The sequence below is a fragment of the Stenotrophomonas capsici genome (assembly GCF_034961085.1).
GTDB classification, from domain to species: Bacteria; Pseudomonadota; Gammaproteobacteria; order Xanthomonadales; family Xanthomonadaceae; genus Stenotrophomonas; species Stenotrophomonas capsici.
The window spans coordinates 1-13,790 of sequence record NZ_JAYFUH010000081.1; the positions used below are offsets into that span (position 1 = coordinate 1).

The following is a 13,790-nucleotide window of genomic DNA, read 5'->3' on the forward strand; positions in this document are numbered from 1 at the left end:
GGCCGCGCCCGGCAGGCGATAAACCCGCATAATCGGGACTGACCATGAAGCCAGACCGCACAATCGACCCTGCCCTGCTGCCCGCGTTGGTCGCCTTCGCCTGCGTGGCCCGGCTGGCCAGCTTCCGCCAGGCGGCGGCGGAACTGGGCGTGTCACCCTCGGCGCTGTCGCAGACCATCCGCAGCCTGGAGCGCCGCCTGGGCACCCGCCTGCTGCAGCGGACCACGCGTACCGTCGGGCTGACCGAGCCCGGCCAGCGTCTTCTGCAGGAAACGGTGCCCGCACTGGCACGCATCGGTGGGGCGCTGCAGGCGGTGGAGGAGAGCCGTGACGTTCCCGGCGGCCAATTGCGCATCACCACCCCGCGCTTCCCGGCCGAGCACCTGCTGCTGCCGTTCCTGCCCGGCTTCCACGCCCGCTACCCGCAGGTGCAGGTCGAGCTGTCGGTGCAGCCGGCCATGGTCGATGTCGTGGCCGAAGGCTTCGATGCCGGCATCCGCCTGGGCGAATCGCTGGCCGCCGGGATGATCGCCGTGCCGCTGGGGCCACCGCTGCAACTGGTGGTGGTGGGCGCACCGTCCTATCTGCGACAGCATGGCGTCCCGGACTGCCCGGAAGCACTGGTCGAGCATGCCTGCATCCGCCACCGCAGCAGCGATGGCCGCATCATGGCCTGGGAGTTCAGCCGCGACGGCCGCGATTTCCATGTCGAAGTCGACGGCCCGCTGCTGCTCAACGACAGCCATCTGGCGCTGCAGGCCACGCGCAGCGGCCTGGGCCTGCAGCAGGTGTTCGCGCACACCGTGCGCGCCGACATCGCCGCCGGCCATCTGCAAGCAGTGCTCCAAGCCTGGCAACCGCCTTTCGCCGGCTTCCACCTCTACTACCCGTCGCGCGACCAGCTCGCCCCCAAGCTGCGGGTGTTCATCGACTTCATGCGCGCGGCGAACCGGTAGCGCCGCGGCGTGCCGGCGCGCTAGCGGGTTGCGCCGGCCTCCAGGTAATCCGTGGTCACCTGCAACATCGCCGCCATGCCGTTGGCCAAGGCTGCTTCGTCCAACAGGAAACGCGGCGAATGATTGGCCGGTGCCTGTGCCGGATCGATCCCGGCACCGGTCGAACCCACCAGGAAATAGAACCCCGGCACGCGGTTGGCGAACTGCGAGAAATCCTCGGCGATGGTCTGCAATGGCATCTCCACCACCTGCCCGGCGCCGGCCACTTTTTCCAACGACGGCCGCACCCGCTGCGACAACACCGGGTCATTGATCGTCGCCGGTGCGTTGTTGACCACGGTCAATGCCGCGGTGGCGCCGGCGGCATGCGCGTAATCGGTGGCGATGCGCTCGAAGCGCGCTATCACGTCCTCGCGCACCTGCGCATCGAAGGTGCGCAGCGTGCCCACCAACGTGGCCTGCTCGGGAATGATGTTGAAGCGCACGCCACTGTTGAACTGGCCGGCGGTCAGCACCACCGGGGTCTGCGCGATGTTGACCTGGCGCGCGATCATGCTCTGCGTGCCCAGCAGCACCTGCGCGCCCACGGTGATCGGGTCCACGCCATCCCACGGCCGCGAGCCGTGCGTCTGCCTGCCGGTGACGGTCAGCGACCACTCATCGGCCGAGGCCAGCAGCGGCCCCGACCTGGAACCGATCTGCCCTACCTGCAGGCCGGCCCACACATGCAGGCCGAACGCGGCTTCCGGGGTGAAGTCCCGCAGCAGGCCTTCGTCGAGCATCAGCTTGGCGCCGAACGGCGCACCGGGCACGGCCGGGCCCTCCTCGGCCGGCTGGAACACGAACATCACCTCGCCCGGCAGGCTGTCGCGGCGTGCCGCCAGCGCCTGCGCCACCCCCAGCAGGATCGCCACGTGCGCATCGTGGCCGCAGGCATGCATCACCCCCACCGGCTGGCCGCGATAGGTCGCCGTCACCTGCGAGGCGAACGGCAGGCCGGTTTCCTCACGTACCGGCAGCGCATCCATGTCGGCACGGATCAGGATCTTCGGTCCCGGTCGGCCGCCCTTGAGCACCGCGGCCACGCCGGTGCCGGCAATGCCGGTGCGCGGCTGCAGCCCCAGCGCGCGCAGGTGCCTGGCCACGATGTCGGCGGTGCGCCGCTCCTGCCCGCCCAGCTCCGGATGCTGGTGCAGGTCACGCCGCCATGCCTGCAGTTGCGGCGTGGCGGCCTGCACCGCCTGACGGACCTCCGCGGCCGGCTGTGCCCGCACCCACGCCGGCACCATCATCAGCACGGCCACAAGCATGCCCACGCTACGCTGTCTCATCCCATTCTCCTTTCATTGCCAACCGGGTGATGGTAATCGTGTCGATGCCGCACGCTTCCTCCACCGCAATGGCCTTGCCTTCTGTCGATATGCCCCGCCTCGAACGCCAGCTCGGCCAGCTCTGGGCCCACGAAAAAGCCAGTTATGGCCTGCGCGTGTTCATCGCCCTGTCCACCGTGCTCGCCTATGGCTGGTACGACGACCAGATCGCCGCCATCCCCGGCCTGTTCCTGGGCATCATCGCCAGCGCCATCGCCGAGACCGACGACAACGGGTGGGGACGCACCAAATCGGTCCTGCTCTCGCTGCTGTGCTTCGGCGCTGCCGCCGCGTCGGTGGTGTACCTGTTCCCGCACCCGCTGCCGTTCATCGGCGCGCTGGCACTGGCCGCCTTCGGCCTGACCCTGCTCGGCGCGCTGGGCGAGCGCTACGCCTCGATCGGCCAGGCCACGGTGACGCTGGCCATCTACACCATGCTGGCGATGGACCAGCTCAAGGCCCCGGACATGGCCTGGCGCGAGGTGGCACACCTGTTGATCGGCGCTGCGTGGTACGGCGCGCTGTCGATCCTGTGGACGGCGATGTTCGCCAACCGCCCGGTACGTGAGCGGCTGGCACGGCTGTTCTTCGAGCTGGGCCGTTTCCTGCAGCTCAAGGCCGATCTGTTCGAGCCGGTGCGGCACAGCAACCTGGAAGCGCGGCGGTTGGCGCTGGCCGAGCAGAACGTGCGCGTGGTCGAGGCGCTGAACACCGCCAAGACCGCCATCCTCAGCCGCTTCGGCCGCTCCGGCCGGCCCGGCGTGCAGTCGGGCCTGTACTTCCGCCTGTACTACATGGCGCAGGACTTCCACGAGCGCGCCAGCTCCTCGCATTACCCCTACGAGGCGCTGGCCGAGACCTTCTTCCACAGCGACGTGCTGTACCGCTGCCGGCGCCTGCTGTCGCTGCAGGGCAAGGCCTGCCAGGCGCTGGGACAGGCCATCCGCCTGCGCCAGCCGTTCGACTATGGCGAGCAGGCACGCCAGGCCGGCCAGGACCTGCAAGAATCCCTGCGGCACCTGCGCGAGCAGCAGCGCCCGCACTGGGCGCGCCTGCTCGGCTCGCTGCAGTTGCTGGCACACAACCTGGCCAGCATCGAGCGGCAGTTGTCCGAAGCCTCGCTGGCCGATACGCCGCTGGAAGGCGTGGACACCCGCCTGCGCGATTCCTCGCCGCACACCTTGCGCGAAATGGCCACGCGCCTGCGCCAGGCACTCACCCCCGGCTCGCTGCTGTTCCGCCACGGCCTGCGCATCGCCCTGGCGTTGATCGCCGGCTATGCGGTGCTGAAGCTGGTGCACCCGGAGAACGGCTACTGGATCCTGCTGACCATCGTGTTCGTGTGCCGGCCGCATTTCGGTGCCACCCGGCGGCGCCTGTTCGAACGCATTGGCGGCACCCTCGCCGGCCTTGGCGTCACCTGGGCAGTGCTGCAGTTGTTCCCCGGCACCGAGCTGCAGCTGCTGCTGGCATTGGCGGCGGCACTGCTGTTCTTCTTCACCCGCACCGACCGCTACCTGGTCGCCACCGCCGCGATCACGGTGATGGCGCTGGTCTGCTTCAACCTGCTCGGCAATGGATTCGTGCTGATCTGGCCACGCCTGTTCGACACCCTGATCGGCTGCGCGATCGCCGCGCTGGCCTCGCTGCTGATCCTGCCCGACTGGCAGGGCCGGCGCCTGCACCGGGTGATGGCGCAGGTGCTGGCCACCAGCAATGCCTACCTGGAGCAGGTGCTGGGCCAGTACCGCAGTGGCATGCGCGACGACCTGCCCTACCGCATTGCCCGCCGCGACATGCACAACGCCGACGTCGCGCTGTCGGTGGCACTGTCCAACATGTTGCGCGAGCCCGGCTATGCCCGCGGCAACCTCGATGGCGGCTTCCGCTTCCTCGCCCTGTCCAACACCCTGCTCAGCTACCTGTCCGCGCTGGGGGCACACCGCGCGCAATCGGCCAGCGTCGATGCCGACCCGATCATCGATGCCGGCCACCGTCAGCTGCAGCAGTCGCTGGCACAACTGGCCGACGCGCTGGGCCGGCGCGAGGCGGCCTCGCCGCAGGAAGAGGAAATCGCCCTGGCCGATGCGCTGGAACAGGTGCCCGATGACATCGACGACAAGGCACGCCTGGTCCGCACCCAACTGGCGTTGATGCTGCGCCTGCTGCCGCGGCTGCGCGGCACCGCCGCCGAAGCCATCCAACCCCGCCAACGGTAGCGCCCGCGCCCGCCCTGGCCGGCAGGAAGAACACGCCTACGCCCACCAGCGCCAGCACCATGCCGACCATGCACACCCCCATCCAGCCGTGCGACGTCCAGGCCGCGGTGCCCAGCGCCGAGCCGGTGGCACCGCCGATGAAGTAGCAGGTCATGTAGGCCGAGGTGATGCGGCTGCGCGCGTTTTCATCCAACTGGTAGATCACGCTCTGGTTGTTGATGTGCACCGCCTGCACGGCGACATCCAGCAGCAGTACGCCCACCACCAGCGCCGCCAGCGAGACCGGCGCCAGCAGCAGCACGCCCCACGAGGCCAGCATCATCACCAGGCCTCCGCCGGCCACCCAGCGCCCGTAGCCACGATCACTCAGACGACCGGCGCGGCTGGCCGCCAGGGCACCGGCGGCCCCGACCAGGCCGAACAGGCCGATGGTGGCGATCGAATAGCCATAGGCCGGCCCGGACAGCAGGAACGCCAACGGCGTCCAGAACACGCTGAACCCGGCAAACAGCAACGCACCGAGCAGCGAACGCTGGCGCAGCACCGGCTCGTCGCGCAGCAGGGCCAGCACCGAGCCGATCAGGCGCGGATAGGACAGCTGCGTGCTGGGCCGATGCGCCGGCAGCAACAGGGCCAGCGCCAACGCCGACAGCAGCAGCGCCACGCAGGCCACCCAATAGATCGTGTGCCACGAACCGATCCCGGCCAGCACGCCGGAGGCCGTGCGGGCCAGCAGGATGCCCAGCAGCAGCCCGGCCATGATCGTGCCGACCACGCGACCGCGGTGCTCCGGGGCGGTCAGCGTCGCCGCGTGCGGCACGATCACCTGCGCGGCCACCGCGCACAGCCCGCTCAGGCCGGTGCCCACCAGCAGTTGGCCCAGGTGCCCGGCGCTGCCGCTGATCGCCAGCCCCACCGCGGCCAGCACGAACAGGCCGACGATCAATCGCCGCCGTTCGACGCGGTCGCCCAGCGGCACGATCAACAACAGGCCGGTGGCATAGGCCAACTGCGCGGTGGTCACCACCCAGCCGGCCTGGCTGGCGCTGACCTTGAAATCACCGGCCAGCAGTTGCAGCAGCGGCTGGGCGTAGTAGTTGCTGGCCACGATCAGGCCGGTCGCGATGGCCAGCAGCAGTACCCGCGATTGCGGCAGGGTCGGGGCGGAAGTGGGGGAGGAGGACATGGCTGCGGTCGCCGGGGGAAAGTGCACGCAGTCTGGCCCCCACCCTTGAATGACACAAATGTATTGTTTTCATTCAATCCATCTGTTTCAGTGATGGCATGTTCACCCTGCGCCAGCTGGAATTCGCCGTGGCCGTGGCCGAGGAAGGCAGCTTCACCGCCGCTGCCAGCCGCTGCCACACCGTGCAATCGGGGCTGAGCCACCAGATCGCCCGGCTGGAGGAGGCCCTCGGTGCGCGCCTGTTCGAACGCGGCCCACGCCGGGTGCGGCTGACCAGCGCCGGCGAGGTGTTCGTGCGCAATGCCCGGCTCACCCTGCAGGCGGCCGCCCGCCTGCAGGAGGAAATGGCACTGGCGCTGGGCAGCGTGCGCGGCCGCATCAACATCGGCCAGATCACCTCGCTGCACGTGGTCGACGTCCCGGCGCTGCTGGCCACCTTCCGCGCCGCCCATCCCGCGGTGGACGTGCACTTGCGGGTGGGCATGAGCGAAGCGCTGCTGGCCGACCTGGCCGAAGGCCTGCTCGACGTGGCCCTGGTCGGGGTCGGCCCGCAGGTACCGCTGCCGCCGCAACACCGCCTGCTGCACGAGGAAGGGCTGTCGATGGTGCTGCCGCCCGGGCATCCGCTGGCGGCGTTGGAGCGCATCCCGCTGCAGGCGCTCGACGGCCAGCCCTACGCCACGCTGGTGCCCGGCGCCGGCGTGCGCCGCCTGGTCGATGACGCCCTGCTTGGCCGCGACATCCACCCGCAGCTGCAGTACGAAGTCACCCACGGCGAGTTGCAGCGGCAGCTGGTCGCGGCGGGGCTGGCGGTCTCGGTGACGCCAGCCAGCATGGCCGAAAACATGCACGGCGTGATCGCCCGGCCGCTGGACGAACCCTTCCAGTTCCGCACCTGCGCGGTCTGGCGGGCCGATCCCACCCCGGCCGCGCGCGCCCTGCTGGCGCTGTTGCCCTCGCCCAAGGGCTGACCCGGCTCTGCTAATGTGCCGCGCAGCACCGAGGAGACACGATGTCCGGCCACAACCAGTTCGCCCTGCTCAAGCAACGGCGCTTCCTCCCGTTCTTCATCGTCCAGGCGCTGGGCGCCTTCAACGACAACATCTACCGGCAGGCGATCATCGGCCTGCTGTTCTTCCTCGGCGTCAGCACCGAAGAACGCACGCTCTACACCAACCTGGCCCCGGCGTTGTTCATCCTGCCGTACTTCCTGTTCTCGGCGCTGGCCGGGCAGGTCGCCGAGCGCATGGAGAAGCAGAAGCTCATCGTGGTCACCACCACGATGGAAATCGTGATCATGGCGCTGGCCGCGGTCGGCTTCCTGACCCAGAGCATGCCGGTCCTGCTGGTCGCGCTGTTCTGTACCGGCCTGCAGTCCACGCTGTTCGGGCCGGTGAAGTACTCGGTGCTGCCCTCCATCCTCAAGCCGGAGGAGTTGACCGGTGGCAACGGCCTGGTCGAGATGGGCACCTCCATTTCCATCCTCACCGGCATGATCGCCGGCGGCCTGATCTTCTCGCTGGCCGGCAGCCACGGGCCGGTCGTCGCGGCGGTGGCGATCATCGCGCTGGCCCTGGCCGGCAACACCGCCGCGCGCATGATCCCGCGGCTGGACGCCGGTGCGCCGGAGCTGAAGATCAACTGGAACCCGTGGACCGAATCGCTGGCGGTGCTGCGCCTGGCCAGGAAGCAGAAGGCGGTGCGCAACGCCATCCTCGGCGTGTCCTGGTTCTGGTTCTTCGGCACCGTGCTGACCGCCCAGCTGCCCACCTATGCCGTGGTCAACCTCGGCGGTGGCGACACCCTGTACATCTTCGCCCTGGCGCTGTTCTCGCTGGGCACCGGCGTCGGCTCGCTGCTGTGCGAGAAGCTGTCCGGGCGCATCGTCGAGATCGGTCTGGTACCGCTGGGCGCGTTCGGCATGAGCGTGTTCCTGTTGGACCTGTATTTCGCCCGCACCGGCGCGGTGACCGCGGCCGGGCTGAACGTGGCCGGCTTCCTGCAGCAGCCCGGCAGCGCGCGCATCGTCATCGACCTGCTCGGCATCGGCCTGTTCACCGGCTTCTTCGTGGTGCCGCTGTTCGCGCTGATCCAGAGCCGCACGCCCCGGTCGGAGATGTCGCGCGTGTTCGCCGCGCTCAACATCCAGAACTCCGGCTTCATCGTCGCCGCCGCCGTGCTTGGACTGCTGCTGCAGCTCAAGCAGCTGACCCTGTTCGGCTACACGCTGCCGCTGCCCGGCCTGACCATCCCGCAACTGCTGCTGGTACTGGCCATCGCCAACGTGGTGGTGGCGGTCTACATCTTCAGCATCGTCCCCGAGTTCCTGATGCGCTTCCTCAGCTGGCTGATGGTGCGCACGCTGTACAAACTGCGCGTCAGGGGCGTGGAGGACAACGTGCCGGACGAGGGTGCTGCGCTGATCGTCTGCAATCATGTCAGCTACATGGATGCATTGATCCTGTCGGCGACGATCCCGCGCCCGGTACGCTTCGTCATGTACTACAAGATCTTCAACATCCCGGTGATGCGCTGGATCTTCCGTACCGCCAAGGCCATCCCGATCGCCAGCCCCAAGGAAGACGCCGCGCTGATGCAGCGTGCCTTCGACGAAGTCGATGCCGCGCTGGCCGAAGGCGAGCTGGTCTGCATCTTCCCCGAGGGCGCATTGACCCGCGATGGCGAGATCGCCGCCTTCAGGTCGGGCGTGGAGAAGATCCTGGCCCGCCGCCCGGTTCCGGTCGTGCCGATGGCCCTGAAGGGCATGTGGGCCAGCATGTGGAGCCGCCGCGATACCCGCCTGGGCCGGATGCGCGTGCCGCGCCGCTTCCGCGCGCACGTGGAGGTGGTCGCCGCCGCTCCCGTGAATGGGCAGGACACCGACGCCGCACGGCTGGAAACGCTCGTGCGGACGTTAAGAGGTAGTGAAGCGTAAGAGATCACGCTTTCCAGAAGTAGGACAACTGGATACCCTACCGCCCAAGCGTGCTGCAAGGGGATCGCGGCATGCCTCGCGAAAGGGGATTCATGGACCAGAACACCACCTCGACATTGCCAGTACCGCCACCGGCACCACCTGCCGCTCCGCAGCAGGTGCATCACTATTACCACCCGCACAAGTCCGGTGGCGTGGCTGCGTTGCTGGAAGTGGTGCCCGGCCTGTTCCAGGTGTTCGGCATCGGCCACCTGTATGCGGGCAACGTCGTCACCGGGCTGATCGTCATGTTCGGTTACTGGGCGCTGGCCTTCGTCAATTTCCTGCTGCTGTTCGTGTTCATCGGATGGATCACCTGGCCGCTGTGCTGGGTGGCCACCATGGTCATTTCGCCGATCATTGCCGCAAATTCCTGCAAGTCACGCTGATTTTTTCTACAAGGAGCTTTACGTGAATACCAGCAGTCCTGCCGTTTCCAACAACCTCGTCTGGGCGATCCTGTCCACCCTGTTCTGCTGCCTGCCGCTGGGCATCGTGTCGATCATCCATGCCGCCAAGGTCAACGGCCTGCTGGCTGCCGGCGATATCGCCGGTGCCCGTGATGCCTCGGAAAAGGCCAAGAAGTGGGCCATCTACGCTGCCATCGCCGGCATCGTCGTGACCATCCTGTACTTCGTGCTGTTCACCATGCTGGGCCTGGGCGGCGCGATGAGCGGCGCTTCGAGCTACTGATGCACCTGGCCGGCCGGTTGCCCGCAACCGGCCGGTCCTGATCGACATGAAATTCCCGCAGCACCTGCTCCGTTACGCGCCCCTGGCCGCGATTGCCAGCATCAGCGCCGGTGCCGCGGTGATCCTGCGCCGGGTGGACCCGAACGTCCCCGGCAATCCGCTCCCCGGCTGCCCGTTCTACGCCCTCACCGGCATCTGGTGCCCGGGCTGCGGCAGCACCCGCTGCCTGCACGCACTGGTCCACCTGGACCTTCCGCAGGCCATGGCGATGAACCCCCTGCTGGTGCTCTCGATCATCCCGGTACTGGTGATGGCCCTGCATGGCGCCGGCCTGTGGCCCGCGCGATGGCTGCCGCTGGTGCGGTTGTTCGCCCGGCCGATACCGTGGCTGGTGCTGGTGCTCGGCTACTGGGTCGCCCGCAACCTGCCCTGGTACCCCTTCAACCTGCTCGCCCCCGGCTGACCCGGTTGCCTCGGCCGCCAAGCAGAAGCTGCGTGCCGGTCCCGGCAGTACGTGTGGTCACCTGCACGATGTCCTGCGTTCCGCGCCACTGAGGGTGCCTAGGCTTCGCGGCCGAGGCCGCTCCTGCGGGGGTCAGCCCACCCAGCCGGCAATCACCAACAGGGCCAGCAGCGCCATCCACAACAGCAGCATGCGCCAGACCAGGCTCATCGCATCGCGCAGCTCCGGGTAACGCTCGTCCGGGGCCATCTGCCCCGACAGGCGGGCTTCTTCGGCTTCATCCACCAGCTCGGCACCAACGCCGGCACGCGCCGCCTTGCCCACGAACGCCGACGACAGCGCCCAGCGGTTGCCGCCTGCCTGCCGCCACGCGGAGAACACCGTATCGAAGTTGCCGACCAGCGCCATCGCCAGGGTCATCAGCTGCGCCACCGGCCATTCCAGCACCGCCAGCAACCAGCCACCGCCTTCGCGGCTGGCCGGGCCCACCTGCGCGGACTGCGGCCCCTGCACCGACTGCGCCAGCAACCGGTACAGCACCACCGCGAACGGGCCCAGCAACAGGAACCAGAACAACGGCGCGAACCAGCGCCGCAGCGCATCGATGACGGTCGCCTCGACCAGCGACGGCGCGTCCTCGCGCAGGCTGCCGCCGGCGGCCTGCAGGTGGGATATCGCCAGATCGCGCGCGGGCGCGTCCTCGGCATCGATCACCGCCTCGACATCGCGGTCCAGGTCACGCGGGCCCCAGCACACCGCCAGCACCAGTACGCCGAACAGCAGCGCCGGCAGCCCGTACAGGCGCTCGTCCAGCGCCCATTGCAGCAGCGCCACCAGCCCCACGCACGGCAGGATCGGCAGGGCCAACCAATAGCGCCCGGCGCCCTCCTGGCCGGATTGCCCCTGCAGCCAGTGCATCCAGCGGCCGAACCAGCGCCAATCGCGCACGGCCGCCATCATGGCCGGGGCCAGATGGCCCACCACCAGCGCTGCGATCACTGCTACCAGGGTCGTGAACATGTGATTCCTCCGCTGGCGATTGTAGGCCCTGCCATCACATGGCGTACGCCCGGGATCGCCACCGGATCAGCCTCCCTGCCGCTCGTACCAGTGCTGGACCAGGCTGCGCGCGATCGAGATGCGTGGCGGCAGCAGGATGCCCTGCCCGTCGTCGTTGGCCTCGCGCTGGAGCGCCGCACCGACCTCTTCGACGCTGAACCAGCGCGCGTCCTCCAGCTCGCCGTTGACACGTGGCGTGTCGTCCTCGGCGGTGGCCATGAAACCGACCATCAACGCCCCCGGGAACGGCCACGGCTGGGTTCCCAGGTAACGCGAGGCAAGCACCCGCACCTGCGACTCCTCGAACACCTCGCGGGCCACCGTCTGCTCGAAACTCTCGCCGGGCTCGACGAAGCCGGCCAGCACCGAATAGCGGCGCGGCGCCCAGCTGGACTGCCGCCCCAGCAACAGGCGGCCCTGGTTTTCCACCGCGACGATGATCGCCGGATCCACGCGCGGGTAATGCTCGGTGCCGCACTGGTCGCAATGGCCGATGAAGCCGGCGCGGCCAAAGCGGATCGCCGCGCCACAGACGCCACAGAACCGGTTGCGCGAATGCCAGTACGACATCCCGCGCGCGTAACAGAAGATATCGGCCAGTTCCGGCGGCCAGGTGGCCGCGGCAAGCCGCAGGTCGATGCGCCCCGGCGCCTGCAGGGTCAGCCCGGTCGCCTCGGCGGCGAACCACGGGTGGCCATTGCCATCACGGCCCAGGAAGGTCGCCGCACCCGGCCCGCCGCCCAGTGCGTGGCCCTCGGCGATGAAGGGTTGCCCTTCACCATCGGCGAATGCGGTGCCATCGGCATCCAGCACCAGCACCTTGGCCTGCGGCCACAGCCGCGCCAGCGCTTCGGCATCACCGCGCAGTGCATCGGCACGGTCCAGTGGCACGCCGGCAAAGGCGTATCCGGAAAATGTACGGTCAGGAGTCGACATCGCCCAGAGCCTGCCGCCAAAGCGCGCCCACCGCAAGCACGGCGATGCCACGCATGGCGTGGATCAGCGGATCAGACCGAGAAGCTGCTGCCGCAGCCGCAGGTGGTGCGGGCGTTCGGGTTGCGGATCACGAACTGCGCGCCGGTCAGGCTCTCGGTGTAGTCCACCTCGGCGCCCATCAGGTACTGCAGGCTCAACGGGTCGACCAGCAGGGTCACGCCCTCGGTGACCACCGCTAGATCGTCCTCGGCACGGTTCTCGTCGAACTCGAACCCGTACTGGAAGCCCGAGCAGCCACCGCCCTGGATGTAGACGCGCAGGGCCAGGGCGGCATTGCCCTCGTCCTGGATCAACTCGCGCACCTTCGATGCCGCCGAAGCCGTGAAGTTCAGCGGGCGGTCCAGGGACTGGTAATCAGGCGCCGGCTGGACGCCGGGCAGGGACACTAACGTACTCATGCTGCCCAGCATGGGGGCCGGGCAGCGGGCTTTCAAGCCTCGGAGGCTTCAGTTTTCTTCGCCTTACCGGCCGGCTTGTCCTCCGGCGGCGGCAGCGCGGCCATCGCGGCCGCATGCACCAGACGGCCATTGAGCTGCGCGCCGGCGCTCATCTCCACCACCTGGTAATGCACGTTGCCGGTCACCCGGGCGCTGGGGGTCAGCTCGATCCGCTCGCTGGCGTGGACGTCACCGTCCAGGCGGCCGCTGAGCACCACCACGGTGGCCCGCACCTCGCCCTCGATATGGCCCTGCTCGGCCAGGGTCAGGGTGCCGTTGCCACCGTCCTCGACGATCACCTTGCCCAGGATGCGGCCTTCCACGTACAGGCCACCGCTGAATACGACGTCGCCCCTGATCTCCACCTGCGGCCCGATCAGGGCGTCCACGACCAGGTGGTTGTCGCGGCTGGACTTGCTTCCGAACATAGCTACTCCCCTCTGCCGTTGCCGGCGAGTTTCCAATCAAATGTCTGTGTGGCGCCTCCCCCAGGCCCGGTGAGCGAGACTCGCACACGTTGCGGGGTGAAATCCCGGGGGAGCATCACGCTACCGTCCAGTTGCTGGAAGTAGCGGAACGAATAGTCCTTGCCGGGTGCACTTTTCTGCTGGTGCAGGTCGTCCCAGCTGACCGTGGTCAGCTTGCCGTCCTTCACGCCTTCGACCGAGAACCGCATCTGCCCCTGGCTGATCGCGCCACGGTTGAGGTTCTGGGTGAGCACGATGTTGTAGTGCCAACTGCCCGCGGCCTCGGGGGAAAACTCGATCGAATGGGTGTTCAACCCCTTGCGCTGGCTGGTCGAACCCACCAGCCGCTCGTAGAACGCCACGTCGGCGCGCAGGCCGGCGATTTCCTCGTCGCGCTCGGCCAGTGAGGCCTGCACCTCGGTGTTGGCGGCGCGGCTGATCTTGTCCGAGGCCTCCAGCGTGGCCTGGCGCTGCTGCAGTTCCTCGACCTTGTCCCGCTGCACCTTCACCTGGCTCTCGGCCTGGCGCAGCTTCTCGCGCAGGCCTCCGGCATCGGGGGAGGCATAGCGCGCCGACAGCCAGCCCACCAGCAGCAGTGACAACAGCCAGGCACCGGCCAGCAGCGCGAGCGGCACCCAGCCCGGCCGCGCCGATGCGCCGCCACGGGGGGTGATCTGGAAACGGGAAGTGGGTCGAGGGCTCATGGCAGGCTCCGGCGCCCCGACAGGGCGGCCTTGCTCGGTCTGACTAACGACGGGCCAGTGTAAACGAGAGTCGATGGCCGACGCCTGTACCCGCGCATCTGGCAATCATCGCGGGCATATCCGATAGTTGGGACCCTGCTCACGGTTCGCACGCGGCCCCTCCCATGACCGAAGCCCACATATTCGTCATCGGCATCCTGCTGGCCTGGCTGGCCGGCATCCGTGTCTACCTGACCGTGTTCGGCGTCGGTCTGGCCGGGCTGCTG

At 68.6% G+C, this 13,790-nt stretch carries 13 protein-coding genes and 2 pseudogenes; 8 read left to right on the forward strand and 7 right to left on the reverse strand.

Annotation, left to right across the window (positions count from 1 at the left end; translation table 11 throughout):
* The first annotated feature begins 44 nt into the window (after window positions 1-44).
* Window positions 45-956: a LysR family transcriptional regulator gene (locus VA603_RS06945; protein WP_323438343.1), complete on the forward strand. Its 912-nt coding sequence runs from the start codon at window positions 45-47 to the stop codon at window positions 954-956.
* Window positions 957-976: 20 nt separating this feature from the next.
* Here VA603_RS06945 and VA603_RS06950 read toward each other — a convergent pair whose 3' ends face one another.
* Window positions 977-2,287, reverse strand: coding sequence for an amidohydrolase (locus VA603_RS06950; RefSeq protein WP_323438344.1), 1,311 nt, complete (start codon window positions 2,285-2,287; stop codon window positions 977-979).
* Window positions 2,288-2,376: 89 nt separating this feature from the next.
* Between VA603_RS06950 and yccS the strand changes: the two genes are divergently transcribed.
* Window positions 2,377-4,545 carry a YccS family putative transporter gene (gene yccS, locus VA603_RS06955; RefSeq protein WP_323438345.1) on the forward strand — a complete coding sequence of 723 codons (2,169 nt, stop codon included), beginning with the start codon at window positions 2,377-2,379 and terminating at the stop codon, window positions 4,543-4,545.
* Window positions 4,546-4,579: 34 nt separating this feature from the next.
* Here the strand turns inward: yccS and VA603_RS06960 are convergent.
* A pseudogene (locus tag VA603_RS06960) lies at window positions 4,580-5,731 on the reverse strand (MFS transporter); the annotation flags it as partial.
* A gap of 98 nt (window positions 5,732-5,829) precedes the next feature.
* Here VA603_RS06960 and VA603_RS06965 point away from each other — a divergent pair.
* From VA603_RS06965 to VA603_RS06985, 5 genes are all read left to right on the forward strand, one after another.
* On the forward strand, window positions 5,830-6,702 hold the full coding sequence (locus VA603_RS06965; RefSeq protein WP_132863345.1) for a LysR family transcriptional regulator: 873 nt from the start codon (window positions 5,830-5,832) through the stop codon (window positions 6,700-6,702).
* A 41-nt stretch (window positions 6,703-6,743) separates the two neighbouring features.
* Window positions 6,744-8,666: an MFS transporter gene (locus VA603_RS06970; protein WP_323438346.1), complete on the forward strand. Its 1,923-nt coding sequence runs from the start codon at window positions 6,744-6,746 to the stop codon at window positions 8,664-8,666.
* 92 nt (window positions 8,667-8,758) lie between these two features.
* Window positions 8,759-9,094, forward strand: coding sequence for a hypothetical protein (locus tag VA603_RS06975; protein ID WP_132863342.1), 336 nt, complete (start codon window positions 8,759-8,761; stop codon window positions 9,092-9,094).
* A gap of 22 nt (window positions 9,095-9,116) precedes the next feature.
* Window positions 9,117-9,398, forward strand: a complete 282-nt coding sequence (locus VA603_RS06980) for a CD225/dispanin family protein (RefSeq protein ID WP_132863340.1) — start codon at window positions 9,117-9,119, stop codon at window positions 9,396-9,398.
* 46 nt (window positions 9,399-9,444) lie between these two features.
* On the forward strand, window positions 9,445-9,861 hold the full coding sequence (locus VA603_RS06985; protein WP_132863338.1) for a DUF2752 domain-containing protein: 417 nt from the start codon (window positions 9,445-9,447) through the stop codon (window positions 9,859-9,861).
* Window positions 9,862-9,993: 132 nt separating this feature from the next.
* On the opposite strand, the gene ampE is transcribed toward VA603_RS06985, so the two are convergent.
* The 5 genes from ampE to VA603_RS07010 form a co-directional block, all read right to left on the reverse strand.
* The gene (ampE, locus tag VA603_RS06990) at window positions 9,994-10,881 is read right to left on the reverse strand and encodes a regulatory signaling modulator protein AmpE (protein ID WP_132863336.1); all 888 of its coding nucleotides are present in this window, start codon (window positions 10,879-10,881) and stop codon (window positions 9,994-9,996) included.
* A 66-nt stretch (window positions 10,882-10,947) separates the two neighbouring features.
* Window positions 10,948-11,856, reverse strand: a complete 909-nt coding sequence (nudC, locus tag VA603_RS06995) for an NAD(+) diphosphatase (protein ID WP_132863335.1) — start codon at window positions 11,854-11,856, stop codon at window positions 10,948-10,950.
* A gap of 71 nt (window positions 11,857-11,927) precedes the next feature.
* The gene (gene erpA / locus VA603_RS07000) at window positions 11,928-12,314 is read right to left on the reverse strand and encodes an iron-sulfur cluster insertion protein ErpA (RefSeq protein ID WP_132863333.1); all 387 of its coding nucleotides are present in this window, start codon (window positions 12,312-12,314) and stop codon (window positions 11,928-11,930) included.
* A gap of 32 nt (window positions 12,315-12,346) precedes the next feature.
* A complete protein-coding gene (locus VA603_RS07005; protein WP_132863332.1) occupies window positions 12,347-12,781 on the reverse strand; it encodes a bactofilin family protein in 435 nt (144 codons plus the stop codon).
* A 2-nt stretch (window positions 12,782-12,783) separates the two neighbouring features.
* Entirely contained in the window at window positions 12,784-13,524 is a 741-nt protein-coding gene (locus VA603_RS07010) for a DUF6776 family protein (RefSeq protein ID WP_132863330.1), read from the reverse strand.
* A gap of 164 nt (window positions 13,525-13,688) precedes the next feature.
* On the opposite strand from VA603_RS07010, the pseudogene VA603_RS07015 reads away from it, so the two are divergent.
* Window positions 13,689-13,790: pseudogene (locus VA603_RS07015) on the forward strand (DUF4126 domain-containing protein); the annotation flags it as partial.

Excerpts from the sequence above, each read along its gene's own strand:
- VA603_RS06945 (WP_323438343.1), top strand. The coding sequence starts at position 45 with ATGAAGCCAGACCGCACAATCGACCCTGCCCTGCTGCCCGCGTTGGTC.
- VA603_RS06950 (WP_323438344.1), bottom strand. The coding sequence starts at position 2,287 with ATGAGACAGCGTAGCGTGGGCATGCTTGTGGCCGTGCTGATGATGGTG.
- yccS (WP_323438345.1), top strand. The coding sequence starts at position 2,377 with ATGCCCCGCCTCGAACGCCAGCTCGGCCAGCTCTGGGCCCACGAAAAA.
- VA603_RS06965 (WP_132863345.1), top strand. The coding sequence starts at position 5,830 with ATGTTCACCCTGCGCCAGCTGGAATTCGCCGTGGCCGTGGCCGAGGAA.
- VA603_RS06970 (WP_323438346.1), top strand. The coding sequence starts at position 6,744 with ATGTCCGGCCACAACCAGTTCGCCCTGCTCAAGCAACGGCGCTTCCTC.
- VA603_RS06975 (WP_132863342.1), top strand. The coding sequence starts at position 8,759 with ATGGACCAGAACACCACCTCGACATTGCCAGTACCGCCACCGGCACCA.
- VA603_RS06985 (WP_132863338.1), top strand. The coding sequence starts at position 9,445 with ATGAAATTCCCGCAGCACCTGCTCCGTTACGCGCCCCTGGCCGCGATT.
- ampE (WP_132863336.1), bottom strand. The coding sequence starts at position 10,881 with ATGTTCACGACCCTGGTAGCAGTGATCGCAGCGCTGGTGGTGGGCCAT.
- nudC (WP_132863335.1), bottom strand. The coding sequence starts at position 11,856 with ATGTCGACTCCTGACCGTACATTTTCCGGATACGCCTTTGCCGGCGTG.
- erpA (WP_132863333.1), bottom strand. The coding sequence starts at position 12,314 with ATGAGTACGTTAGTGTCCCTGCCCGGCGTCCAGCCGGCGCCTGATTAC.
- VA603_RS07005 (WP_132863332.1), bottom strand. The coding sequence starts at position 12,781 with ATGTTCGGAAGCAAGTCCAGCCGCGACAACCACCTGGTCGTGGACGCC.
- VA603_RS07010 (WP_132863330.1), bottom strand. The coding sequence starts at position 13,524 with ATGAGCCCTCGACCCACTTCCCGTTTCCAGATCACCCCCCGTGGCGGC.